The sequence below is a fragment of the Nitratiruptor sp. YY08-26 genome (assembly GCF_016593215.1).
GTDB lineage: Bacteria > Campylobacterota > Campylobacteria > Campylobacterales > Nitratiruptoraceae > Nitratiruptor > Nitratiruptor tergarcus.
Genome location: NZ_AP023063.1, coordinates 970100 through 995745, shown reverse-complemented (window position 1 = coordinate 995745; position 25646 = coordinate 970100). Strand labels below are relative to the sequence as shown.

21 protein-coding genes, 1 other RNA gene and 2 pseudogenes are annotated in these 25646 nt (G+C 37.8%); 6 read left to right on the top strand and 18 right to left on the bottom strand.

Annotated features, from left to right (window positions below):
• Entirely contained in the window at positions 1-1245 is a 1245-nt protein-coding gene (locus JG738_RS05405; protein WP_201336918.1) for a type II secretion system F family protein, read from the top strand.
• Here JG738_RS05405 and JG738_RS05400 read toward each other — a convergent pair.
• Complete coding sequence (locus tag JG738_RS05400; RefSeq protein WP_236583108.1) at positions 1242-3227, bottom strand: ATP-dependent helicase; 1986 nt, start codon at positions 3225-3227, stop codon at positions 1242-1244. The genes JG738_RS05405 and JG738_RS05400 overlap by 4 nt on opposite strands.
• A gap of 65 nt (positions 3228-3292) precedes the next feature.
• On the opposite strand from JG738_RS05400, the gene JG738_RS05395 reads away from it, so the two are divergent.
• Genes JG738_RS05395 through JG738_RS05385 form a run of 3 tightly spaced genes read left to right on the top strand, consistent with a single transcriptional unit; the run spans position 3293 to position 8095 of the window.
• On the top strand, positions 3293-5896 hold the full coding sequence (locus JG738_RS05395) for a valine--tRNA ligase (RefSeq protein WP_201336916.1): 2604 nt from the start codon (positions 3293-3295) through the stop codon (positions 5894-5896).
• 36 nt (positions 5897-5932) lie between these two features.
• Positions 5933-7411 (top strand): SulP family inorganic anion transporter, encoded by a 1479-nt coding sequence (locus JG738_RS05390; protein ID WP_201336915.1) that lies wholly within the window; start codon positions 5933-5935, stop codon positions 7409-7411.
• Positions 7412-7420: 9 nt separating this feature from the next.
• On the top strand, positions 7421-8095 hold the full coding sequence (locus JG738_RS05385; RefSeq protein WP_201336914.1) for a dUTP diphosphatase: 675 nt from the start codon (positions 7421-7423) through the stop codon (positions 8093-8095).
• Here JG738_RS05385 and rnpB read toward each other — a convergent pair.
• The 3 genes from rnpB to JG738_RS05370 form a co-directional block, all read right to left on the bottom strand.
• Positions 8091-8422: RNase P RNA component class A (gene rnpB / locus JG738_RS05380), an RNA gene on the bottom strand. The two genes, JG738_RS05385 and rnpB, sit on opposite strands and share 5 nt — an antisense overlap.
• Before the next feature lie 682 nt (positions 8423-9104).
• The gene (locus JG738_RS05375; protein ID WP_201336913.1) at positions 9105-9977 is read right to left on the bottom strand and encodes a hypothetical protein; all 873 of its coding nucleotides are present in this window, start codon (positions 9975-9977) and stop codon (positions 9105-9107) included.
• Positions 9950-10504: a hypothetical protein gene (locus JG738_RS05370; protein ID WP_201336912.1), complete on the bottom strand. Its 555-nt coding sequence runs from the start codon at positions 10502-10504 to the stop codon at positions 9950-9952. The genes JG738_RS05375 and JG738_RS05370 overlap by 28 nt, the downstream gene beginning before the upstream one ends.
• Between JG738_RS05370 and JG738_RS05365 the strand changes: the two genes are divergently transcribed.
• A complete protein-coding gene (locus JG738_RS05365) occupies positions 10503-12617 on the top strand; it encodes a hypothetical protein (protein WP_201336911.1) in 2115 nt (704 codons plus the stop codon). The two genes, JG738_RS05370 and JG738_RS05365, sit on opposite strands and share 2 nt — an antisense overlap.
• 1237 nt (positions 12618-13854) lie before the next feature.
• Here JG738_RS05365 and JG738_RS05360 read toward each other — a convergent pair.
• From JG738_RS05360 to JG738_RS05335, 6 genes and pseudogenes are all read right to left on the bottom strand, one after another.
• A pseudogene (locus tag JG738_RS05360) lies at positions 13855-14148 on the bottom strand (transposase); the annotation flags it as partial.
• 54 nt (positions 14149-14202) lie between these two features.
• Positions 14203-15268 (bottom strand): annotated as a pseudogene (locus JG738_RS05355) (IS481 family transposase).
• A gap of 62 nt (positions 15269-15330) precedes the next feature.
• Positions 15331-16140: an IS21-like element helper ATPase IstB gene (gene istB, locus JG738_RS05350; protein WP_370583670.1), complete on the bottom strand. Its 810-nt coding sequence runs from the start codon at positions 16138-16140 to the stop codon at positions 15331-15333.
• Positions 16112-17200 (bottom strand): IS21 family transposase, encoded by a 1089-nt coding sequence (gene istA, locus JG738_RS05345; RefSeq protein WP_201336910.1) that lies wholly within the window; start codon positions 17198-17200, stop codon positions 16112-16114. The genes istB and istA overlap by 29 nt, the downstream gene beginning before the upstream one ends.
• A gap of 502 nt (positions 17201-17702) precedes the next feature.
• Complete coding sequence (locus tag JG738_RS05340; RefSeq protein WP_201336909.1) at positions 17703-18272, bottom strand: transposase; 570 nt, start codon at positions 18270-18272, stop codon at positions 17703-17705.
• A complete protein-coding gene (locus tag JG738_RS05335) occupies positions 18259-18912 on the bottom strand; it encodes an IS110 family transposase (RefSeq protein WP_255536106.1) in 654 nt (217 codons plus the stop codon). Before JG738_RS05335 ends, JG738_RS05340 begins: the two co-directional genes overlap by 14 nt.
• Before the next feature lie 309 nt (positions 18913-19221).
• Here JG738_RS05335 and JG738_RS05330 point away from each other — a divergent pair, with 309 nt between their 5' ends.
• Entirely contained in the window at positions 19222-19656 is a 435-nt protein-coding gene (locus JG738_RS05330; RefSeq protein ID WP_201336908.1) for a hypothetical protein, read from the top strand.
• Between the two features lie 15 nt (positions 19657-19671).
• On the opposite strand, the gene JG738_RS05325 is transcribed toward JG738_RS05330, so the two are convergent.
• From JG738_RS05325 to JG738_RS05290, 8 genes are all read right to left on the bottom strand, one after another.
• The gene (locus JG738_RS05325) at positions 19672-20286 is read right to left on the bottom strand and encodes a 2-oxoacid:acceptor oxidoreductase family protein (RefSeq protein ID WP_201336907.1); all 615 of its coding nucleotides are present in this window, start codon (positions 20284-20286) and stop codon (positions 19672-19674) included.
• 83 nt (positions 20287-20369) lie between these two features.
• Complete coding sequence (locus tag JG738_RS05320; RefSeq protein WP_201336906.1) at positions 20370-21224, bottom strand: 2-oxoglutarate ferredoxin oxidoreductase subunit beta; 855 nt, start codon at positions 21222-21224, stop codon at positions 20370-20372.
• 10 nt (positions 21225-21234) lie between these two features.
• The gene (locus tag JG738_RS05315) at positions 21235-22383 is read right to left on the bottom strand and encodes a 2-oxoglutarate synthase subunit alpha (RefSeq protein WP_201336905.1); all 1149 of its coding nucleotides are present in this window, start codon (positions 22381-22383) and stop codon (positions 21235-21237) included.
• A 9-nt stretch (positions 22384-22392) separates the two neighbouring features.
• On the bottom strand, positions 22393-22731 hold the full coding sequence (locus JG738_RS05310; RefSeq protein WP_201336904.1) for a 4Fe-4S dicluster domain-containing protein: 339 nt from the start codon (positions 22729-22731) through the stop codon (positions 22393-22395).
• A 1-nt stretch (position 22732) separates the two neighbouring features.
• Positions 22733-23026, bottom strand: coding sequence for a heavy-metal-associated domain-containing protein (locus JG738_RS05305; protein ID WP_201336903.1), 294 nt, complete (start codon positions 23024-23026; stop codon positions 22733-22735).
• Positions 23026-23898, bottom strand: a complete 873-nt coding sequence (gene sucD, locus JG738_RS05300; protein ID WP_201336902.1) for a succinate--CoA ligase subunit alpha — start codon at positions 23896-23898, stop codon at positions 23026-23028. The genes JG738_RS05305 and sucD overlap by 1 nt, the downstream gene beginning before the upstream one ends.
• On the bottom strand, positions 23898-25070 hold the full coding sequence (sucC, locus tag JG738_RS05295) for an ADP-forming succinate--CoA ligase subunit beta (protein ID WP_201336901.1): 1173 nt from the start codon (positions 25068-25070) through the stop codon (positions 23898-23900). Before sucC ends, sucD begins: the two co-directional genes overlap by 1 nt.
• A 14-nt stretch (positions 25071-25084) precedes the next feature.
• A complete protein-coding gene (locus JG738_RS05290) occupies positions 25085-25639 on the bottom strand; it encodes a Fe-S-containing hydro-lyase (protein ID WP_201336900.1) in 555 nt (184 codons plus the stop codon).
• Between the last annotated feature and the right edge of the window lie 7 nt (positions 25640-25646).

The following is a 25646-nucleotide window of genomic DNA, read 5'->3' as shown; positions in this document are numbered from 1 at the left end:
GTGAAATATTTTAATGTATTAGTTTTGAGTAAGGGAAAGAAAAATAGCTTTCTCATTCGATCAGATTCAAAAAAAGAGGCAATTGAAAAAGCTAAACTCAAAACTAATGGAGTAGTTCTAAAAATAGAAGAAACATCTCAGCCATTAGAAGAAAAAGTTGAAGAGTTTAAAAACTATCTCCTCTCATTTAGAAAAATTAAAATTAAACGTACCAATCTTATTGCTACTATGAGACAGTTAGCTGTTATGGCAAATGCTGGTATTCCTCTCCATGATGCTTTGAATGAAATAGCAAACTCCACAAATGACAAACAACTACAGATAATTTTGAAAGATATTGCAGAGAGCATAAATGCTGGTATAGGTCTCTCCCAGTCTATGGAAAAATATAAAGATGAACTAGGCAATCTTACAATAATGATGATTAAACTTGGAGAGCAAACGGGCGATATGGCCTCAGCACTCTTTACTTTAACTAACATTTTGGAAAAAATTGATGAGAATGTACGCAAATTCAAAAAAGCGATTCGCTACCCTCTTATAACTTTAGGGGCAATGGCTATCGCTTTTACTATTTTAATTGTTTATGTAGTTCCAAAATTCAAAGAAATCTTTGAAAGATTTCATGCCAAACTACCCCTCCCAACAAGAATTTTGCTTAATATCGAATATATTTTTACACATTATGGTCTTTATATTCTACTGTTTTTAATTGCATCTACTATTTTTGTGATATTTTTATATAGGACAAACCCCCAATTTAAAAAAAGTATTGATACTTTTCTTTTGAAGCTCTATCTGCTTAAAGATATTATCTATTATGCGCAGCTCAACCGTTTCATGCTCGTCTTCTCTGAACTTGTAAAAGCTGGTATTCCTGTTATTGATGCATTGGAAAATTCGATAAGCCTGGTAGATAATAGTTACTTACAAGAGAAGCTTGAGATAGTAAAAACTATGGTTGAAAAGGGATCTTCTATTGAAGAGGCTTTTGCACAAACAGGACTTTTTGAAAATATGATTTTGCAAATGATTGCAGCGGGTGAAGCGAGTGGTCAATTGGATAATATGCTACAAAAAATTACAGAATATTATGGTATGAAATTCGATTACATCCTCGATAATCTTTCAAGTTATATTGAGCCTATTATGCTTGTTATAATTGCGGCTATGGTACTTCTCTTGGCTCTTGGAATTTTCTTGCCAATGTGGGATATGGCGCAAGTTGTACAAGGACGAGGCTAATCTACAAGACCTGCTTCTTGCAAAAATCTTGAGGGTAAAAACTCTTGCTTTTTTACCCTGTCATATTTTGCATAACTTAGATAGAGCATCTCTTTTGCTCGTGTTACTGCTACATAAAAAAGTCTGCGCTCCTCTTCGATAGATCCGCCTTTGCTAACTAATTTGAGATTGGGAAATCGTCCTTCCATGAGATCGAGCACATACACCTCTTTAAATTCCAGCCCTTTACTTGCATGAATAGTTAAAAGATTGACCCCTTCTCCTTGTACCATTTCACTACTACCAAGAACCATTGCATTATAAAATTTATATATATCGTTATGGTTTTTTGCAAGATGTACAATTAATGCTGCACGCCTCTCTATTTTTAGTATCGCTTCATTATACAAAGTAGAATCGATACTCCCATCTTTTCTTTTTGCTCTTTGCTGTGCAAGTTGCTCTTTGATATTGTTAAATATGAATGAATCTGCAATGTGCTCAATAAAACTTTGTGGTCTTTTGAGTCGCAGCCGCAAAAGTTTTGCAAGTTCATCGAGATACAACGCTCCATCTTGGGAGAGTTTTGGATGTTTGAGAACTGGATTATCTAAAATACTTAACCCTTGAAATCTTGATTTACTTCCTAATTGTCCCAAATCATCAAAGAGGCCCAGCTGATAATTTCTCGCTCTTTTTGTAAAGGGATCTTTTAGATCTTTTGGATTGAGAAGGCCTTTTTTAAGATCTCCCTCTCCACACAGTACCAGTGCTTCATAGAGATCTTTAGCGATATTTGCTCCAATACCTTTGGCGTACTCTAATATATGAATAAAAGCTAACAGATCTTTTGGGTTGATAAGAATAGCTAAAAGATCAAAAATTGCTTTAATCTCTTTGAGATCAAAAAGATTGGTCCCTCCTTTTCTTTTGCATCCTATTCCCTGCTCTCGTAATGCAGCCTCAATTCCATCTGCGCTTGCATTATTGCGATAAATAACAGCTATTTCATTGCGGGGAGTCAAAGAAGCTCGAATTCTCGCGGCCACACCTTCATATTGTGCATAGAGATCTTCAAAAGCCAAAAGTTTCGGTAAGATAGCATTTTTTCTATTCATTACTTCAAGATTTTTTGGATAAATACGCTCATTGTTTATTATTACTCGATTGGCAAGATCTAGAATATATTTGGTGGATCGATAGTTTTTGCTTAGATTAAATACATTTACTGGATGGTAGCGATCTTTAAATGTTGCTATGATATCTATATTTGCGCCATTAAAAGCATATATACTTTGATCATAATCTCCTACGCAAAAAAGCGAATCAAATTGAAGAGCATCAATGAATTTTCCTTGAAGATTGTTTGTATCCTGATACTCATCAACAAGAACTTCTTTAAATTTTTTTATTGCATTTTTATTTTCTATTATCTTCAAAAGCAGATCATTGAAACTTAAAAACCCATATCTATTTTTAAGTTCTTCATACTCCAAAATAATATCTTCATATATTGGCGCAAGTTCTTTATGCTCCTGATTCTTTAAGGCTATCCATTCACCAAAGCTTTTTATAAATTCACTATTTTGATACAAAGAGTAGTAATCATAAAGAGAACTTGCTGCATATGGTTTGATCTCTGTAACTTGAGAAAAATCTCTGCGCTCATATATACTTTTAAAGAGTGTTTTAAGCTCTTTTGGTTGTTTGAGTACAAGACGTGAATCGATATTTTTAAGCCAGCGATAGCTAACAGCATGAAAAGTTCCAGCTTCAATATCCTTAGCCTTTTTGCCAAACTTTTGCTCAAGCCGTTTTATCATCTCTGCTGCTGCTTTATTTGTGAAGGTAAGCAGTAAAATATCTTGAGGCTCAACTCCCTCTTCAAGTAGTCTTGCAATGCGTGCTACTATTGTGGAGGTTTTTCCTGTTCCAGCGCTTGCAATGACAAGATTGTACCCATAAGGGGCATTAACGGCTGCAAGCTGTTCAGGATTTAACATCATATTCCTTAAAGTTAAATTTTGGTAAAATTGCCCTAAATTTTTATAGCTTAAAGGTCACTTAAATGAGCAGATACAACCCTCAAGAAATAGAGAAGCAATTTTACCAAATCTGGGAGCAAAGAGGCTATTTTGAGATAGATGGAAATAAAAAGATCCAAAAAGGTAAAAATTTTTGTATTATGATGCCTCCTCCAAATGTTACAGGGAGGCTCCATATCGGGCATGCCCTCACATTTACGCTCCAAGATATTATGGTGCGCTATAAGCGGATGGATGGCTACAAAACTTTGTGGCAACCAGGGACTGACCATGCTGGAATTGCTACGCAAAATGTAGTTGAAAAGCAACTACTAGCCAAGGGAATAAAAAAAGAGGATATCGGTAGAGAGAAGTTTTTGGAGTATGTGTGGAAATGGAAAGAGGAGTCTGGTAATGCTATTGTAACACAGCTAAGACTTCTTGGAGTGAGTCCAGCGTGGAGCAGAGAGCGCTTTACCATGGACGAGGGGCTCAAAAATGCTGTGCGAGAAGCTTTTGTCAGACTATACAACGAAGGGCTTATCGTCAAAGGCAACTACCTTGTCAACTGGTGTACACACGATGGGGCTTTAAGTGATATTGAAGTGGAGTATGAGGAGAAAGAGGGAGCACTCTATCATATTCGCTATCCGCTTGTTGAAGAGGATGGGTATGTGGTCGTTGCTACCACAAGACCTGAGACATTCTTCGGCGATACCGCAGTGATGGTCAATCCCAATGATGAGCGCTACAAGCACTTAATTGGAAAGCATGTGCGTTTGCCTCTAATCAATCGAGAGATTCCTATTATTGCAGATGAGCATGTAGATATGGAGTTTGGAACAGGTGTTGTGAAAGTTACCCCAGCGCACGATCCAAACGACTATGAGGTAGGTAAACGCCACAATCTAGAATTTATCACTATCTTTGATGAAAAAGGTATTCTCAACGAGCATGCAGGAGAATTTGCAGGGCTTGAGCGTCTAGAAGCAAGAGATAGAATTGTGCAAAAACTTCAAGAAGAGGGATTTATAGAAAAGATTGAGCCGCACCGCCACCAGGTAGGACACTGCTATCGCTGTGGAAATGTAGTTGAGCCTTACATCTCCCCTCAGTGGTTTGTAAAGGCTGAAATTGCCAAAGATGCTGTGCGCAAGGCAAATGAGGGAGAGACCAAATTCTACCCTCCTCAGTGGCTTAACAATTTTAATGCCTGGATGCGAGAGCTTAGAGACTGGTGTATAAGCCGCCAACTATGGTGGGGGCATAGGATCCCAGTTTGGTATTGCAAAGATTGTGGCAATGAGTGGGCAAGCAAAAAAGAGCATGAAGAAAAATGTCCAAAATGTGGATCGACTCATATCTATCAAGATCCAGATGTGCTAGATACTTGGTTTAGTTCTGCTCTTTGGCCTTTCTCTACCCTAGGATGGGGTAATGGTGATTGGGGAAAAGGTATAAAATGGAATGAGACAGATCTTGAGGAGTTTTATCCAAATGATCTCTTAATTACAGGATTTGATATTCTCTTTTTCTGGGTTGCTCGTATGATGATGATGGGCGAGCACTTCTTGCATAAACTCCCTTTCAAAGATGTCTACCTCCATGCACTTGTACGCGATGAGCATGGCCAGAAGATGAGCAAATCCAAAGGAAATGTTATCGATCCAATCGATACAATCAAAGAATACAGTGCCGATGCGATGCGCTTTACTCTTGCAATCCTTGCTGTGCAAGGACGCGATATACGTCTGAGCAAAGATCGTCTCGAGCTCTATCGCAACTTCACCAATAAACTCTACAATGCAGCAAGATTTTTGCAGATGAATCAAGAGAAGTTCGATGACTTGCAAAATACTCAGATCCAAACAGAGCTAGGACGCTATATATTGAGTAGATTCAATAATGCTGTTAAAGAAGTAAGAGAAAATCTCGATAGCTACCGCTTCAATGACGCAGCTACCACGCTCTATCGATTTTTGTGGGGTGAGTTTTGTGACTGGGGAATTGAGCTAAGCAAAGCTGATAAGAGTAGTATCCCTGAGCTTGGTGCAATTTTCAAAGAGTCTATGAAGCTTCTCCATCCATTTATGCCTTTTATTACTGAATACCTCTACCAGATGCTCAGTGGAACAGATCTTGAATCAAATGAATCGATTATGATTATGGAGTATCCTGTAGCTGGGGAGCGTGATGAAGCAATAGAAGCTGAGTTTGCAAAGATTATCGATGCGATTGTGACAATTCGCCGCGCAAAAGCGCTTATCGATATGGCAAACAAAACTATTCCAAAAGCCTATATCAAAGGCCAAATGAGCGATGAGGCCAAAAAATATATCCAAAAGCTTGCAAAAGTTGAAGAAGTTCTTTTCACACAAGAAGCAATAGCAAATGCAGTAGCAGATATTGGTGATGAGGTAGAAGTCTTTATTCCTCTTGAGGGAATTGATCTCTCACCTATTATCAATCGTCTGACAAAGCAAAAAGAGAAAGTGCAAAAAGAGATCGAAAAGCTCTCTAAAATGTTAAGCAATGAAAACTTTATCAAAAATGCACCAACACAAGTAGTCGAGCAAAACCAAAAAGCGCTTCAAGAAGCCCAAGAAAAACTATCTAAAATCGAAGAGGAGTTAGGACGTCTCTCCTAACCTCTTCTACTACATATCAACTCTAAAGGTTCATATTTGTCTTTACAAAAACATTATAACTTCACAACAAATCCAAAAAATGACATATTAAGTGGGACTGTCGTAGCAGTCGCTCTCATACCTGAAGCGATCGCATTTGCACTTATTGCAGGTTTGAGTCCGCAAATAGGTCTCTATACTGCATTTATTTTAGGACTTATTACTGCGCTTATTGGCGGAAAGCCTGGAATGATTAGTGGTGCTACGGGAGCAGTGGCAGTAGTCTTGGTAGATCTTGTTTTAAAACATGGCATCGAGTATATGTTTTGGGCAGCGGTTCTTGCTGGAATCATTCAGATCCTTATAGGCCTTTTTCGTCTTGGAAAATTTATACGGCTTGTTCCACAGCCTGCAATTTACGGCTTTGTCAATGGTCTTGCTATCGTGATTGCTACAAGCCAAATTCCACTCATTAAAGATAGTAACCTCATGACTATCTTTTTAGTGCTACTTACTATGGCAATTATCTACATTTTGCCACGTTTTACCAAAGCACTTCCTGCAAGTCTTGGCGCACTTATTGCGATAACTGCTCTTGTACTTACATTTAATATTGATACAAAGCAAATTAAAGATCTTGCAGATATTAGCGGTTCATTTCCAACTTTTCATTTACCAGCTGCACCTCTAAATTTTGAAACACTCAAAATTATTCTCCCTTACTCCATCATTATTGCTTTGGTAGGTTTGATTGAGTCACTCTTGACGCTCTCAGTGCTTGATGAGATGAGTGGTGAGCGAGGAAGTGGCAATCAAGAGTGTATAGCACAAGGTGTAGGCAATATGACTTGTGGTCTTTTTGGGGCAATGCCAGGATGTGCAATGATTGGACAATCGATGATCAACTTCACCAGTGGCGGAAAAGGACGGCTCTCAGCTCTGACTGCTGCTATTTTACTTATTCTCTTTGTTGTGGTACTGAGTAAATATATTGCTCTTATACCTCTTGCAGCACTTGTTGGTATTATGTTTGTTGTTGCCATTGCTACTTTTAGCTGGAGCAGTTTAGGACATTTCAAAAGAATGCCAAAAGAGGATCTGTTTGTGATGATTGCAGTAACAATAATTACTATTTTTGCAGATTTGGCAATTGCAGTTATTGCTGGAGTTATTATTTCTGCACTTGTCTTTGCCTGGAAGCATGCAAAGATCTATGCAAGAACTCACATGGAAGGTGAGCGTAAAATCTATGAGCTTGAAGGTCCCCTCTTTTTTGGCTCCGTACACTCCTTTTTAGAAAAGTTCGACCCAAAAAATGATCCATTTGAGGTAGTTATAGATTTCAAAAATGCTCGCGTGTTGGATCAAAGTGGTGTAGAAGCTATTGATAAAATTACAAAAAAGTATAAAGAGGCCGGTAAAAGTATTGTGCTACGTCATTTAAGTAATGAATGCAAGGAGCTTCTCACTGAAGCTGGTCCATACTGTACATGGGAAGAGGACGATCCAAATTATCGGGTAGCAATAGATTATTAAGGAGAAAAAATGGAAAAGATTTATGAGATGTTACAGCTACAAAATGAGCTCAACAATGATACAAATGGCTTGCAGTGGCGGGAAGGTATGACAAAAAATGGAAAAGTAATTAACTGGAAGCGTTGTATCTATATGGAGAGCGCCGAACTCATCGACTCATTCCCATGGAAGCACTGGAAAAGTATTGATGCACAACCAGATTTTGCAAATATCAAAATAGAGCTCGTTGATATCTGGCACTTTATTATGAGCTATCTTTTACAGTACAACGACTTAACGCAGGCTGCAAAGCTTATAAATAATTCTAAAGATAGTATGAGTGATATAAAGATCAAAGTATGGGATAATGCAAAGGTTAATGAGTATCTTGATATTTTTGAAGAGCTTATGGCACTAGCTTTAGTGAAAAATGATAGCGAAGCATTGCAAGAGTCTCTTTTGGAGACCTTTTTTAAAGCGTGTGATAGTGTAAATTTGGGATTTGATGAACTCTATAGCCTCTATATTGGCAAAAATGCACTCAATCAGTTTCGCCAAGAACATGGATACAAAGAGGGAACATATAAAAAAATTTGGGATGGAAAAGAGGATAATGTAGTTATGCAAGAAATTTTAGCTGCAAATCCTGATATTACATATACAAAACTCAAAGAAGAACTTGCTACAAGGTATGAAGATTTATAGAGGCGCAGCTGTAAGCCGAGTTCTGTCTTGGATAGCAATTTATCTAGGCTTTATGTCACCATAAAGCTCAAGCGTCGCACTCGTAACGTGAGGCTTCAACCAGGTGCGACTTGCTGCGGGTTGGGTTTACACTGCCTTCTGTGTTACCACAGAAGCGGTGAGCTCTTACCTCACCCTTTCACCCTTGCCTGTGCCAATAGGCCATCGGCGGTTTACTTTCTGTTGCACTTTCCCTCGGCTTTCGCCGGCCACCCGTTAGGTGGAACCCTGCCTCACTGCAGCTCGGACTTTCCTCTTGGATTTCCAAGTAGCTATCCGCTGCGCCAGTGAAATTATACCTTAAATTTAACTTTAATGTAAAGATAGTGTATAAGTCCAATATATTGGCACTCATTGTAATTTTCAAGAAGGTATCGGAGATTTTAGATTATTAATTCTGATATTTATATAATAGGTTTAAGAATAGTTTAGAGGATTGTTTTCAAATTCTTTTATGAGAATTTTAAATAAATTATCATAACAATTATTGAATTCGAACTCACACTCTTTGAAGTGTAAATTGAATTTATCCTTTGATAGTTTCCTATATTCTCATAACCCCATTTTCTCACGAAGAGTGAAGCATAAGAGCATAACTCCAAAAAGATTCTATTACATTAATGTGATTCTTGCATTTTGCAAATTCGTTATTTTCATAATTGACTTTTGTGATTTCTGATGTCAGTCTGGCTGTCAAATCCAAACAAAAGCACTGTATAATCTCTTTGAATTTTCTCTGTTATATGAGTTTTTCTGATGTCTCTATTTTTGCCCTTCATATCTACCTAATTTTAGCATTTTTTTGAGCTAAACTAGTTTTAATCCTTAAATTTTTGGTTATTAATGATTAATTAAAATAATTTAGGATAATATTGATCCATAATAGTTGCTATTAGGATCTATAATGAACATAAAAACTCATAATTATCTGAAATTATTGTTGCTTATTGGATTGTTCTTAACCGCATTGTTAGGCGGAACAAGAGAAGATCCTGAACTTATCAACAATAATGAAACAATATCTTTCGTAGGTGACATAACGAAGAGTTACTACAAATTCACGCTCCAAAACCGTGGCAACGTGTTGATGAGCGGTTCTGATACATACGGCTTTGACATCGAGAAGGCGGTCATCTACGACTCTTCCTTTCGTCAAGTGGTGGTGCTGAACAATTTCAAGAGCGAAAGCTTGACACTGGATGCCGGCACCTATATCGTCAATGTCCAGGATACCCAAGGAGGGAATTTCAAGGTATACTCTCCAGTCATGGAGGGATTCGATGATCTGGCCTCCATTTCGCAGCTCTCTAACAATACCTCTGTGGAGTTCGATAAAGATGCGACGAAAAGCGACTACAAATTCACGCTCCAAAACCGTGGCAACGTGTTGATGAGCGGTTCTGATACATACGGCTTTGACATCGAGAAGGCGGTCATCTACGACTCTTCCTTTCGTCAAGTGGTGGTGCTGAACAATTTCAAGAGCGAAAGCTTGACACTGGATGCCGGCACCTATATCGTCAATGTCCAGGATACCCAAGGAGGGAATTTCAAGGTATACTCTCCAGTCATGGAGGGATTCGATGATCTGGCCTCCATTTCGCAGCTCTCTAACAATACCTCTGTGGAGTTCGATAAAGATGCGACGAAAAGCGACTACAAATTCACGCTCCAAAACCGTGGCAACGTGTTGATGAGCGGTTCTGATACATACGGCTTTGACATCGAGAAGGCGGTCATCTACGACTCTTCCTTTCGTCAAGTGGTGGTGCTGAACAATTTCAAGAGCGAAAGCTTGACACTGGATGCCGGCACCTATATCGTCAATGTCCAGGATACCCAAGGAGGGAATTTCAAGGTATACTCGGATGAACTGGTTTCCAGCAGTTCGAGCAGTTCCAGCATTTCTAGCAGTTCGAGCAGTTCCAGCATTTCTAGCAGTTCGAGCAGTTCCAGCAGTTCCAGCATTTCAAGCAGTTCGAGCAGTTCCAACAGTTCCAGCAGTTCCAGCAGTTCAAGCAGTTCCAACAGTTCAAGCAGTTCGAGCAGTTCCAACATTTCAAGCAATTCAAGCAGTTCGAGCAGTTCCAGCATTTCCAGCATTTCCAGCAGTTCGAGCAGTTCCAGCAGTTCCAGCATTTCAAGCAGTTCGAGCAGTTCCAACAGTTCCAGCAGTTCGAGCAGTTCCAACAGTTCCAGCAGTTCGAGCAGTTCCAGCATTTCAAGCAGTTCGAGCAGTTCGAGCAGTTCCAGCAGTTCCAGCAGTTCGAGTGTTTCGAGTAGTGAAAATTCCTCTTTAAATAGTAGTACATCTAGTTCTAGCAATAAAATCTTAGATGGAGAGAAGATTGCATTCTCAAAAGATCCCATGAGTAGCTACTACAAACTCACGATGTCACAAAAAGGCCATGTATGGATAATAGGAAAAGATGCAAATTACAATACTATCGACAAAGTCATCATCTACGACGAAGACCTTCAAAAAATCAAAACTTTCTACAATCTCCAAAGCGAGTCATTGGAGCTCGAAGCGGGAACTTACATCGTTCATCTACTCGATATCTATGGCGGAGAATTTAAAATATATTCCTCTGCCGTTAAAGGATATGAAAAATTCGAAGATATACAAGACATCTCAGATGGAGAGAAGATTGCATTTTCAAGAGATCCGATGAGTAGCTATTACAAGCTCACGATGTCACAAAAAGGCCATGTATGGATAATAGGAAAAGATGCAAATTACAATACTATTGACAAAGTCATCGTCTATGACGAAGATCTTCGAAAAATCAAAACTTTCTACAATCTCCAAAGCGAGTCATTGGAGCTCGAAGCGGGAACTTACATCGTGCATTTACTCGATACTTACGGCGGAGAATTTGATATATTTGTAGAATTATTATCCAGCTCAAGTAGCAATAGTATATCTTCTTCCTCAATGGAATCTCATAATGAAAATATCCAAAAAGAGTTGTGTGAAGAAAGTGGTGGCAAGTGGTTGGATACAGTATGTATACAACAATCAAGATCTTCTATTATATCTAGTTCGAGTAGTCGAAATTCTCAAGAGCAACTATATTGCGAAACACATGGAGGTATATGGATAGATGGCACTTGTTTAGTATCCTATAATGGGGATAGCAGTTCCTCTTCATCTCAATATAGTCACAATTCAAGTGTATCTTCTTTGACTTTTCATTCTTCATCAGATGAAAGTTTTTCTAGTTCTTCTTTTCATGATGAAATGGATATGTGTGAAAGACGTGGTGGTATATGGACGGATGGAGTATGTTTGGAATCTTCAAGCAGTTTAAGCAGTTCGAGCAATTCGAGTAAGGGTTATGAGTATGTGAAGGGTATAGTTAGAGAGCTCCGAGGTCATGCGTACGATATCAAGGGCTACTATATCTATTATGGAGATGTAGAAAACTACGATCCGTTCAAGTGGATATATATAAGTCGTTCAAAAAGTCTTATAGCCAAACTGGAAGGCCTTGCAGAAGATGGTGTTCATCTCAAATGGATATATCTGAAATCTCGCCATAATAATATACATTACATACAGGCAGATATACAAGATGATAAAGTGCTCTTTACAATGCCTTCGAGCAGTTCAATGAGTAGTCAAATTCAAAGTTCGAGTAAAGGTTACGAGTATGTGAAGGGTATAGTTAGAGAGCTCCGAGGTCATGCGTACGATATCAAGGGCTACTATATCTATTATGGAGATGTAGAAAACTACGATCCGTTCAAGTGGATATATATAAGTCGTTCAAAAAGTCTTATAGCCAAACTGGAAGGCCTCGCAGAAGATGGTGTTCATCTCAAATGGATATATCTGAAATCTCGCCATAATAATATACATTACATACAGGCAGATATACAAGATGATAAAGTGCTCTTCACAACGCCTTCGAGCAGTTCTGTGAGTAGTCAAATTCAAAGTTCGCAACAATCTTCCTCTCAAAATTTTTCAAGTATTGACAATTCATCTAATTATAGTGATTTTTCAAGTGATAGTAGCTTTTCTTTTTCTAGTTCTGAATCTTCCAGTTTTTCTTCAAGTATTGAAAATATATCTTTAGGAGATTTCAATAATATTTCTATCGATGAAGTTGGTCCAATCAAATCAAGAAGTTCAAGCTGTATAAATGGTGTGTGTAGGAATATATTAGGAAGCGGGAGTATATTGGGCTTTAAATTGAAAAACGATTCAGTACGGACAATAAGGATTAAAGAATTTAAATTATATGTAATTGATAATTACAGACGAATATTGATTGCCAATAAAGCCAATATTGATAAAACACTTGTTCCTTTTGAAAGCTATTCTTTGAGCTATTCTTTGATACAGTCGATTAGTTACAGTTACTTTATTGCCAAATATATTTTTGAAGATGTTTCTACCGGCAGGTATATTAGTATTAGCTTAAAATGGGATGGAATGCATAATGCTGAGAGTTCTTTGGAGTGGGTTCGATGAAGATATTCTATTTTTTTATTTTTTAATGCTCAATCGTAGTTGAGAGGATTATTTTAGATTCTTTTCTAAGAATTATTTTAAATAGGTCAGCATAACAATTCTTTAATTTGAACTCACACTCTTTTAATTGTAAATTTAATTTATCTTTTTAAAGACTTTTAATCCCATTTTCTCACAGAGAGTGTAGATTGTGACACTTTTATTTGCAATTTTATTGATATCCCTGAAATAGTTGGATAGACTTCCTAGTGAGAAATAATGCTTAACGAAGGAAGCCTATCTATGAGCAGTTGTACCTAAAAATAGATGAAACAAAAATATTCAAAGAGATAATGACACAGTTTGTAAGGAGAGGGTGAGCTACTGCTTGTAACGATGAAAAGATGGTGCAGTTGATGGAATAGAGTCATAAGCGAAAGTTAGAGCCAAAAAAGGAAACGCAACAGTGAGAGAAAAAGCTGTTTCAGTGGATATTGTCAAAGAAGGTTCGATATGAGATTAGGCACTATATATTCTATGGTTCAAATATCAGAAAAGGAGGTTATGTTCCTTTATTATCATAGAAAAAATAAGAAGTGAGCATGCCTTAATTGCAATGGTAAAAGATTCGTATGTCAATGGAGTCTCAATACGAAAAATAGAGCGTTTGGCTAAAGAGTTAGGAATTGAGAATATTTTCACATTACACAGTTATCACAAATTAATAAAGGGCACGAGGACAAATTGCTGTCTTTCACTTCAAAAAGAGTATCCATTTGTGTGTATTGGATGCATTATATGAAAAAGTAGAAATTATAAAGGAAGAGTGATATCTATAGCTTTGATGATAGCCGATAGCTTAACGCTTGAAGGGAAAAAGTAGTATTGGCTATAGAGTCATTCGTCAACGAGTCTTATGAGACTTAAAAAAACTTTATAGAAAAGCTCAAATAAAGAGATTTACCAAAAATGGCATTGCTTATCAGTCATGCACATTAGGGATTACAATAAGCTTTCAAAGAGGTTTATATTGGTGCATTTTGGCATGGTACAAAGTGCACTTTATGAGAAACATTTTAGCTAATATACCTCCACAAATCCAAAGAAAGATTTGCAGCAAACCTCAAATAAATTTTGTTGCAAGAAAACAAAAAAGATGCATTAGCAATGGTTTAGATATTAACTAAAAAATATTTTAATTTTCCTATAATATGGGACCGTTCATAATTTTGTGTCACCGATAGTTCATAGGATTATATCATAGCTCGAGAGCTTTCTCGAGTCTTCCTTCAAAAAATATAGCCAATTGAGAGAGAGTAAGACTCCAGTTCCTAATTGGCATTGTCCACTTTTTCTGAGCATTCTGAATACCGAGATAGAGCAGCTTTAAAAGGCTGTTTTCATTGGGAAACGCTCCTTTGGTCTTAGTTAATTTTCGAAACTGTCGATGGACTGATTCTATGATATTTGTAGTATAGACGATACGACGGATATCTTCAGGGTATTTGAAATAATAAGAGAGATTTTCCCATTTATTTCTCCACGAGTTGATGTGTAATACTCACAACATCATCTGACACTCATACTATCTCCCCATAAATTTTTGTCAGTTCAAATTATTAGTGTCAGATAGGTTTGTTTCATTTTGTTTAATTGAATTATAACCTATCATTTTTATTTGAGCTAGATGTTTATGCTTCATAAAACACTCTATAGGTGTTAAACCATTACAGTTTTTACCTTGATGTGTTCTTTTGTTGTTATAATATTCAAGCCATTGGTCTAAGTCATTTTGTACTTCCTGGATAGATTTGTATATCTTTTTCCTAAAGGCAATAGCATAAAATTCTTCTTGGACAGTTCTATGGAATCTTTCACAAATTCCATTTGTTTGCGGAGATCTTGTTTTTGTATAGGAATGTTCTATTTCTTCTATAGCCAAATATAGCTCATATTCATGATGTTCACGACTTCTTTTGAATTTTGTTTCTCTATCGGTAAGAATGCGAAGAAGTTTTACCCCTTGCTCTTTATAAAAAGGTAAAACCTTGTTATTGAGCAAATCTGCAGCCACTAAAGCATTTTTTCTATCATAGAGTTTGCAAAAGACTATTTTAGAGTATGTATCGATAAACGTTTGCTGATAGATTCTTCCAACTCCTTTGATATTACCAACATAGTAAGTATCTTGTGTTCCAAGATAACCTGGAAAGAGTGTTTCTATCTCTCCTTGTGCAACTTTTTCCTCTTTTGCTTTCTCAAGAGCTTGTACTTGTGCCTCAGTAAGCACAAGAGCTTCTTTGGCACTCTTTTCTTCTAAAGCTTTGAGTCTTAGCTTCATTGTCTGAAGATTGTACCTGAGCCATACGTTTCTTACTCCTCCTACAGAGTAAAATTCCTCTTTTTTTCAATTCGTTACTCGCTCGTATCTGTCCATGGGCAGGTTGCTCTATAGCATAAGCAACTACAGCTTCCTCTATCTCTTTTGCCACTCTGTTTTTCAAGTTTGGCTTTTTTCTGCTTATCTCTTGTAATCCCTCTTCTTTATATTCCTCATACACTCTTTTGAATCGATAGAAACTATCTCGACTATATCCAAATACTTTACATGCTCTTGAGACGTTTCCTAACTCTTTTGCCAAATTTAACAGTCCCAATTTATTTTTGATTATCTTATGTCAAGTGCAACCTAAAAATGTACCAAGATGCGAAGTGAAAATGTACCACTTTGAAACTAAAAATTGTTATCGAGTCCAGTAAGGACACCAGCTTTTCTTTTTTGCTTAAGCCTGTAGCTTTCACCTTGGATATTGAGTATATGGCTATGGTGAATAAGCCTATCAAGTATTGCTGTAGTTAACGCTTCATCATTGTTGAGCACCTCCTTGAATTTTGTAAAAGATAGATTGCTTGTAATGATAATTGATCCTATTTCATACCGTTTATTGATAACCTGGAAAAAGAGATTGGCCTGGTTTTCATTGAGCTTGATATAGCCAAATTCATCGATAATCAAGAGTTTTACCGTATTGATAACCTTTTTGAAATAGTGCTGCAACCTGTTGGTCTGCTGCGCAATCTCAAGTTGTAAAAGCAGATCTGCTGCAGTGATGAATTTTGTTTTTATTCTTGCTTGTGTAGCAAGATATCCCAAAGCTATGGCCATGTGGGTTTTCCCAACACCGCTTGGTCCAATAAGCAGGATATTTTCGGCATTCTCTATAAATCTTAAAGTAGAAAGTTCATTAATAATATTTCTATCTACCGCAGAAGATGAGAAATCAAACATCTCTATGGTCTTTACTTTTGGAAAGCCTGCCATTTTTAGTGTTGTTGCTTTTGAACGCTCTATCTTCTTTTGATGTTCATATCTAAAAAGCTCAAGCAAAAAGTGGCTGTATGAAAGATTCTTTTTAGCTGCTTCTTGCGCTATGGATGAAAAGCTCTCTTTAATGGCAGGAAGTTTAAAAAGCGCAGCATACTCTTGTATCTGTTCATTTATACTGTGTATCTCTTTATGCATGGCAAACTCCCAAAAGCGCATCATACTCCTCTAAAGAACTCTTAGCTGTATTATGTATGTTTATGCTGTTTTTATACTTTTTATTTGACAAGGAAAGCTTTTTATCTATGCAATTGTCATATTCTTTTTTGTTATGCAAGCTTTTTGGCTTGGCTGAAATTATTAGCGGCAGCAGAACTTTTTGCTCTTTTATAAAGAGCTCTTTTGGTTTTTGCTTCGTTGTTGCGTGCACTCTATTATGAACAATTTCAAGCCACTGAAATATCTGGCTGTTAAGAAGCTTTGTATCTATAACAAGCGAAGAGTTTTTGAGTCTTGCTTTCAAAGGAATATAGAAGTTTCCTTTCATATAGCCTATAACTCTCTCTACCTTCCCTTTTGTTTTTGCCCTGTAGGGTTTACAAAGTTTTGGAATAAATCCATACTCTTTGGAAAAATCCAAAAACCTCTCATTAAATCTGTGTTTTGCATTCCCGTAAGCGTTATGCTCTATCACCACGCTTTTGAGGTTGTCGTAAAGAATGGTTCTAGGCACTCCCCCAAAGAAGGCGAAAGCCTTTTTATGACAATCTATAAAACTATCAAAGCGCATATTGTCTGTAAAGCAGATAAATGCGTATCTGCTATAGCCCAAAATCATCGCAAAGGCATAAATGGGATTCTTCCCTCTTCGTATCACCGTCCAGTCAGCTTGCGCCTGCTCGCCCGGATCTGTCTCAAATCGCACTACCTCTTCCTCTTTTACGCTCATATGCTCTTTATAAAGCCCGCTCATAAACGCCTGCAATATTCTTATCTTCCCCTCATACCCTTTTGCTGTAATCTCCCGGTATATTACCGTTGAAGGAATTTTATCCGGCAACCCTTGAGCTATTCTCTTTTTTATATACTCTTTGTATGGATCGAGCTTCGATTTGTAAACTCTCGGTTTTCTTGGCAGAAGCTTATCCTCTTTGAGTCTTTTGGATACGGTTCTTCTATCAAGTCCCGTCATCCTTGCAATAGCTCTTATGCTGTATCCTTGTCTGTAAAGTGTATGTACCATCACAAACTCCTCGTATGTAATCACTATTGCCTCCAAATATTTTTGGAAGCGATTATATTCTCTTATATTTCCTCATCTCATGGATGGTACATTTTCATCTTGCGTCTGTGGTGTATTTTAACATTGCAGGTGACAATCTTATCTTGTGTTTGTAGATTCATCATTCTCTCCCTTCTTCTGGGAGAAAGTATACTCTTTTTTTCTCTTCTGTCAGATTAAGTTGTGGTTAGTTCATATTATTTTTAAACTGGTGACAGTTTAATGTAAGAAAATATTGCATGTTTTTTATCATTTGCTTCGATAGTGCTATAATTACAAAAAGCCGTTTTATAAGAAATAACCTAAACGGCAGGGATTTTAAAAGAGAGCATGAGTATAGGTTTTATCCTTAAAGTGTTTCAATCTGTATGAACGGAATGAAACACTTTGAAGATGAAACTACTGTTTCATCAAAGTAAATTTGTATGAGCCGATATAGGATTGGTTGATACGTTCTTTAACAATTCACTGTCAATGGCACATAAAAAAGATGAAAAAGTCAGTTTATAGGATTTGCCACAAAGACTCTTTTTGGCTCATAAGGGACATTATGCTTATAAATGGCATAGATAATGGCAAGAAGTTTTCGTGCAACAATAATGAGACATTCTTTCTTTGCCCGTCTTTTGGAGCGATAATCGAGATAGATTTGTCTGAGTTCATCATTGTGCCGCACGGCTGCAATAGCGGCAAGATAGATAGCTCTTTTGGCTAATCTTGCTCCTCTTTTAGCAAGGTGGCCACCTTTGATACTTTCACCTGATTGCTCTTGCGAAAGATAAAGACCAAGATAGCCAACAAGAGCTTTTACACTATAGAATCTATCCAAAGGGCCATATTCAGCTAAGAGGGCTAAAATGGTTTTGTCACTTACACCAGGGATGGTGCGAAGATTGTCAATAATGTCACTGATTTGCGCTTCATCCTCCTTTGAAATCTCTTTGGCAGTATCAAACAGAGCCATCATAGCTCGGTTGGTTTCTTCTATAGAGGATTGAAGAAAGTGAATCATTTCGATATTTGCCTTTATGGTAAAGGCACGCCCATCTTTGCCGTCACCACTGTACACAGTTGTTTTGGCAGCATCTAAAAACTTTTGTGTTCATATTGTTGCCTTTAATACCTCGAAAGGTTTTTAAAATTCTATCCACACCGGCATACTCATAATGTTTGGCTGTAGGATACTTCGAAAGTAGAGCCATCCCTGTGACACTAAAAGGGTCTTTGATAATATGTTCAAATTCAGGAAAAACCACATTAAGCAGTGTCAATGTTTGATGCTTGTTGGCTTTAAGTTGATCTTCCAAAGAGGCTTTGTGGCGATAAAGAGTGCGTAGGGATTGAAGCATATCTTCATTCACATATCCCTGGGCATAGCGTCCACTCTTTAAAAGAGCCGCTATCATCTTTGTATCGATATTGTCACTTTTTACTCGTTTCATCGTATCTAACTCTCTAAACTTGGCTATCTGGTATGGATTTAATAATACCACAGAGTATGAGAGTGAGTGAAGATAGCGATAAAGGTTTTCAAACATCATCCCTGTTGCTTCCATTCCAATAAGCACTTCTTCAATACTGCATGCAAGGGATTGAAGTTTTGTTAGGAGTTTACAAAAACCCTCTTGGTTGTTTGCAAACATAAAAGGTTTGATAACCAATTGGTTTTTTTCATCAATAACACAAGCAACATGGTTCCGTTTGGCAATATCGATACCAACATAAAATACGCTCTTGACTCCTTCATCTTTGATTCAGACCTTACACAGCCTCCTGAATTTATGGAATGGTAGATACAACTATCTCCAATAGCGTTTCATAGGTGTATTCAGGCTAGCCCGAATCCAAATAGGCTTTGTTGGGTCATTGAATGACAAGGAGGAACAGATATTCTTCATCGGTGCTATTGGCTGTGAATTGTAAAAAACGCGTCAACACTTTGTAATGTTAACGCAATCTATCCCCAAACTCTTTTCTTTTAATGATGGGTTTGGTAAATGTATTATAGGAGGAGTAAAATGAAAAAAATAGTAATTACTCTTGCAACTCTAGGCTTTTTAGCGTTGCAGATTTATTTAACTTACTATACAAGAAGTGCTTGGATAATATTAGGTTCTTTACTTTTAATGGCATATTTTATTATTACAAACTTTAAAGAACTGGCTTTAGCAATAGTTCTGGCAATATTTGGATATGGTGGTGTCCTAGCTACCATGAAGCATCAACAATATATATCGAACAATATTACTGTTAAAAACAATATTGTTTATGATGCTCAGAGTGGAAAAAAATTTCAAATTCTTTATGAGGCATACCATACAAATGAGAAAAAAGGCACAGCAAATAAAATTTTAGTGTGTGAGCAGTATATTTTATTCCATAAGCTAACCAAAGACAAATTTTGCTATTTAAGAGAAGGTAGTAAACTTTATAGAATAGAAGAAAAAGCCTAGCCAAAAGGCTAGAGCTTATACTGCACAAATATCTTTTGCTTTCAGTGCTTCTGCTTCTGCTACAGTTTTGATTCTGCCCTTCTCTTTTGCTTCTCTTGCATATTTTACACCAAGATTGTATGCAGTTTTATTAAGTTCAACAAATTTAGGTGGAACTTTGGAGATCATTGTCTCATATACAAGCTCTTCAGGAAGAACCTTTGTCATCTCAATTGTCACACCAAGAGCAACAACAGACTGGGTAACAACGTTTCCAACTTCCTCTTTTGCAATAGTAATAATTGGAATTGCGTACATCTCCCATCGATCAAGGTCTTCTTGTGTTGGTGTTACGAGATTTGGCTCAAATACAATGATACCACCATCTTTTACACCGCTTTTAAACTGATTGTAACTTACTTGCGCAGTTGAAAGCATATACTCTATCTCACCTTCATTTGCATAAGGATACAAAATCTCCTCATCATCCAAGATTATATCCACTTTAGTAGGGCCGCCTCGGACTTGTGAGGTATAGGTTGCAGCTTTTACACCATATCCACCTGCTTTAATCTTTGCAGCAGCCAAAATCTCACCTGCGAGCAAAACACCTTGACCGCCAACTCCTGTAAATCGTAATTGATGTCTCATAGTCAACTTCCTTTGAGTTTGTTTTTGTATTCTAGTGAATAACTACTATGAGTGTAGCAATTCAAAGGGGTAAAAACCCCAAATTAGCGAGATTTAACCTGAATAGGAATATCTACTTTTTTCTTGTTCTGTGCCGCTTCGATAACTAAATCATACGCATCGCAGTATTCCATCTGATCTTCTACCTGATGCAAGATTCCAGTTGGGAAATAGTTGATTTTTTCCTCTTCTGGAAGTTTGTCATATTTTGCTTTTGACATTGTAATGCTATCAATCCAGTTTTGATTTAGTATTGCTTCACCCATTTTATTTTTTCGTCCCAAATTCACGTGACAGTTACTAAATACATCAAAGAAACTAAATCCTCTATGTTGGAAACCATTAATGAACATCTTTTCCAATTTTTTCGGATCTGTAACAGTTTCACGTGCAATAAAAGTAGCCCCCGCACCTTTTGCAAGCTCACATGCATCAAAGGTTGGATCAACGTTGCCATATTGAGTAGTAACTGCCCACATTCCTTTTGGTGTTGTAGGGCTTACTTGTGAGTTTGTAAGGCCATAGATGAAGTTATTAATTAATATGAAGTTAAGGTCAATATTTCTTCTACATCCATGTATTGTATGGTTCCCACCGATTGCGAGCCCGTCACCATCACCTGCTACGACAATTACGTGCTTATCTGGATTTGCGAGCTTGATCCCAGTTGCATAGGCAACAGTTCGTCCGTGTGTAGTGTGAACAGTGTTACAATTGAGATATGAGCTAAATCGGCCACTACATCCAATCCCTGAGACCACACATACATCATCCATATTCCAACCAAGACTGTCAATTGCTCGAATCACTGCTTTGAGAATAATTCCATCACCACATCCCCAACACCAAAGCGTTGGCATCTTGTCCGTTCGTAAATATTCGTTGTAATTAAAAGCCATCTTCTCCCCCTTATATACCCATCTCTTGGAGTTTTTCTATGATTTCAGCCGGGCTGATTGGACGACCGTTTGCCTTGTTAAGTGCTACAGGTCGTTTTTTCATAACTCGTTCTACTTCATCGATGTATTGTCCCATATTGAGTTCTGGCATCAAAATTTTCTCTGCTGGAAATCTCTCACCAATCTCTTTCATCTTATCTTCTGGACTTGGCCAGAGTGTAATTGGTCGAAACATACCAATTTTTACGCCTTGCTCTCTTAGGCGGTTAATCGCTTCTCTTGCACTTCTACTCACACTACCATATGCAACAATGAGCCACTCAGCATCATCAAGCATATACTCTTCATAGCTATCAAGGAGATCTTTTCTTCTAGAATCTATTTTTCTATGAAGTCTTTCAATCAAGTTTTGACAAATTTCGGCATCTTCTGTTGGGAATCCTGTAGGTCCATGATGAAGACCTGTTAAATGAAATCTATATCCTTGGAACATTGGTGGGATAACTGCTGGTTTATCCTGAGGCACATCAAATGGTTTGAATTCCTCTTTAGGAATAGATGGATCTGGTTTTGCACGATCCACAATCGAAGCTTGTACCTCTTCTAAATCTGGAAGCACTGCTTTTCCATGCATATGGCCAAGAGTCTCATCCAAAAGTACAAATACTGGAGTCATGAGTTCTTCTGCCACATTAAAAGCTCGCACAACTTCAGTGTAGCACTCTTCAAGGCTTCCAGGACAAAAAGAAATCGATTTATAGTCACCATGAGTTGGTGCTTTTGCCTGGTTAATATCTCCTTGTTGTACACGTGTTGGAAGACCAGTTGATGGACCACCACGCATAACGTTTGTGATTACAAGTGGAGTCTCGGTCATAAATCCTAAACCAATCTGCTCAGCTTTAAGACTGATACCAGGGCCTGAAGTGTTTGTCATAGACTTTACACCACTCATACTAGCACCAAGTGCAACTGCAATTCCACCAATCTCATCTTCCATCTGGATAAATTTTCCACCAACTCTTGGAAGTAATACACTCATTTCATGTGCAATTTCACTCGAAGGTGTAATAGGATATCCCCCAAAAAATTTACATCCTGCATCAATCGCTGCTTTTGCAGCCAGTTCATTACCGCTAGATATTACTTCTCTTGCCATTACCTCTCCTTACGCACAAAGTGCTTTAATATCTTCTTCACGAGCCATATAGTGGTTTTTCTTAATAGCTTCAGCTCGCTCTTTTGCTTCTTTACTGAGTTTTGCAAATTTATACTCTTTTCTATCAGCCACCATAATTGCAAAGTCTGGACACTCAAGTTCACAATCATTGCATCCTATACAACTATCAGGGTAAACAACCTTTACCATTGCACCAAGAATCGTTTTTGGTTCAGGAACCATTGCCAAAACACCTGCCGGGCAATAAGCAACACAAAGGTCACACGCTTTACAGTTCTTCTCTTCTACCCATACAGGTGTGTTTTCAGGGGCTTTTATCAATCCCATATCATTCTCCTTTATCTAAAGTAAATTTGCCGACAGCACAGCTCACAAAACTTTTTGTTTTGAGGCCTAATTTATCCATTGTGGATAATTTTTGTTCATATAAAGGATAACCTAGACCTATTAATATCTCTTTTAATTTCTCTTTATCAATCTTATTTTTTATTTCGACTGTTACTATTCGAGGCTCTTTTGCAAGATCCACTTCAACATATCCAAAATAGGGAGAGAGCGCTTTTTTGATACTATTTGCGCACCCCTCACATCGAATATTTGCAACTGCAAAACTTTTCTTCATTATTTGCCAAGCGCCTTTGCTACTGTTTTTCCAATATCAGCAGGAGATTTGACAACATGCACTCCAGCTGCGGCAAGCGCATCCATTTTTTCCTGTGCAGTTCCCTGACCACCACTGATTATCGCACCAGCATGTCCCATACGTTTACCTTTTGGAGCAGTCTGGCCAGCAATGAACGCTACAACAGGCTTTGTAATATTTTCTTTGATAAATTCAGCGGCCTCTATTTCTAACGTTCCACCAATCTCACCAATCATAACAATTGCTTCAGTTTCAGGGTCCGCTTCAAACATAGGGAGGAGTTGTTTGTAACTTAAACCAATAATTGGATCTCCTCCAATTCCAACAGCAGTTGTAATTCCAAGACCCTCTTTTACAACCTGGTTACTCGCCTCATAAGTCAGTGTACCTGACTTGGAAATGAGTCCTACTGGCCCTTTTTTAAAGATAAATCCTGGCATAATTCCGATTTTACACTCTTCAGCAGTAATGATTCCAGGACAGTTTGGTCCAATAGTTTTCATTCCATTTTTTGTAGCATACATCTTTGCATACATCATATCTTTAACTGGAGCTCCCTCAGTAATAATTACAGCAAGTTCAATCCCAGCTTCTGCTGCTTCCATCACAGCATCTGCTGTAAAGGCGGGTGGAACGAAGATCATACTTACAGTTGCCCCAGTAGCATCTACTGCCTCTTTTACAGTATTAAATACTGGTCTATCAAGATGTGTCTGTCCACCTTTACCAGGAGTAACACCACCAACTATTTGTGTACCATACTCAATACACTGCTCACTATGAAACGTTCCCTCTTTTCCAGTAAAACCTTGGACAATAACTTTTGTATCTTTATTAACCAAAATACTCATTATAGCTCTCCTTTCGCAGCTGCAACAGCCTTTCTTGCACCATCAGCCAAATCAGTAGCAGGAATGATGTTTTTGATGTTTGCATTTTTCAAGATTTCTGCCGCTTCCTGGGCATTTGTTCCATCTAGTCTGACAATAACTGGCACATTGACTTCTACTTGCTGCGTAGCTTGTAAGATACCATTTGCAATGCGGTCACAGCGAACAATTCCACCAAAGATGTTGACAAAAATGCTCTTAACATTTTTATCACTCAAAATAAGTTCAAACCCTTTTGCAACAGTATCAGGATTTGCACCACCACCGACATCTAAAAAGTTTGCTGGCTCTCCACCTTCATGTTTAATAATATCCATAGTTGCCATTGCAAGACCTGCACCATTTACCATACATCCAACATTTCCATCCAAGTTTACATAACTAAGGCCATATTTAGCAGCTTCAAGCTCTACTGGATCCTCTTCGCTCAAATCTCTCATCTCATGAATATCAGGATGTTTATAAAGAGCATTATCATCAAAGCCCATTTTTGCGTCTAGTGCCAAAAATTTGCCATCACCTGTTTTAATAAGTGGGTTGATTTCTATGAGGTTTGCATCTTTATCCATATAGACTTTATAGAGAGCTTCTGCAAACTGGATAAATGGTCTTATCTCCTCTTTTGCTAATCCCAAACCAAACGCTAGTTTTCTTCCATGAAATCCTTGAAAACCGATTGTAGGATCGATTACTACTTTGATGATCTTTTCTGGAGTCTTCGCAGCAACCTCTTCAATCTCCATACCACCTTCAGTAGAAGCCATCATTACTGGCATTTCAGAGCTTCTATCAAGCACCATTCCAAGATAGTACTCTTTTTGGATATCTGCGCCCTCTTCGATGTAAACTTTCTCTACTTTTTTCCCTTCAGGACCTGTTTGATGTGTTACGAGGGTCATGCCTATCATCTCTTCAGCAATTTTTTCTACTTCATCAAGACTTCTTGCGAGTTTTACACCGCCAGCTTTACCACGACCACCGGCATGGATTTGTGCTTTTACAACCCAGAGGTTGCCACCAAGTTTTTGTGCTGCTTCTCTTGCTTCTGGTCCAGTAAAAGCTACCTCTCCTCTTGGAACAGGTACGCCATACGCACGAAAGATCTCTTTAGCTTGATATTCATGTATATTCATTCATTACTCCTTTCTTATACTTTTGCCCACTGTTTTCGACCCTCTTCATAGAGATCATTACCATAGGTATCATTGACCACAACAACCGGAAAATCTTCTACTACAATTCTGCGAACCGCTTCAGGGCCAAGCTCCGGATATGCTATTACTTCAGCATCTTTTATGCGTTTTGCTAAAAGTGCACCTGCGCCCCCTACTGCACCAAAGTAGACAGCTTTATATTTTTTACATGCTTCTTTAACTGCATCGTTTCTTTTTCCCTTGCCTATCATACCTTTGAGGCCATGCTCAATCAAAATTGGAGCGTAGCTATCCATTCTATAACTTGTTGTAGGTCCAGCACTTCCAATTACTTCTCCCGGTTTTGGAGGAGTTGGCCCTACATAGTAGATAACTGCTCCATGCAAATCAAAAGGAAGCTCTTTTCCCTCAAAAATCAGATCAACAAGTCTTTTATGCGCTGCATCTCTTGCAGTATAAATGGTTCCTGTAAGATATACAATATCTCCAGCTTTTAGTTTTTCAACATCTTCATCACTCAATGGTGTCTTTAGTTTATACTCAGCCATTTTAAAT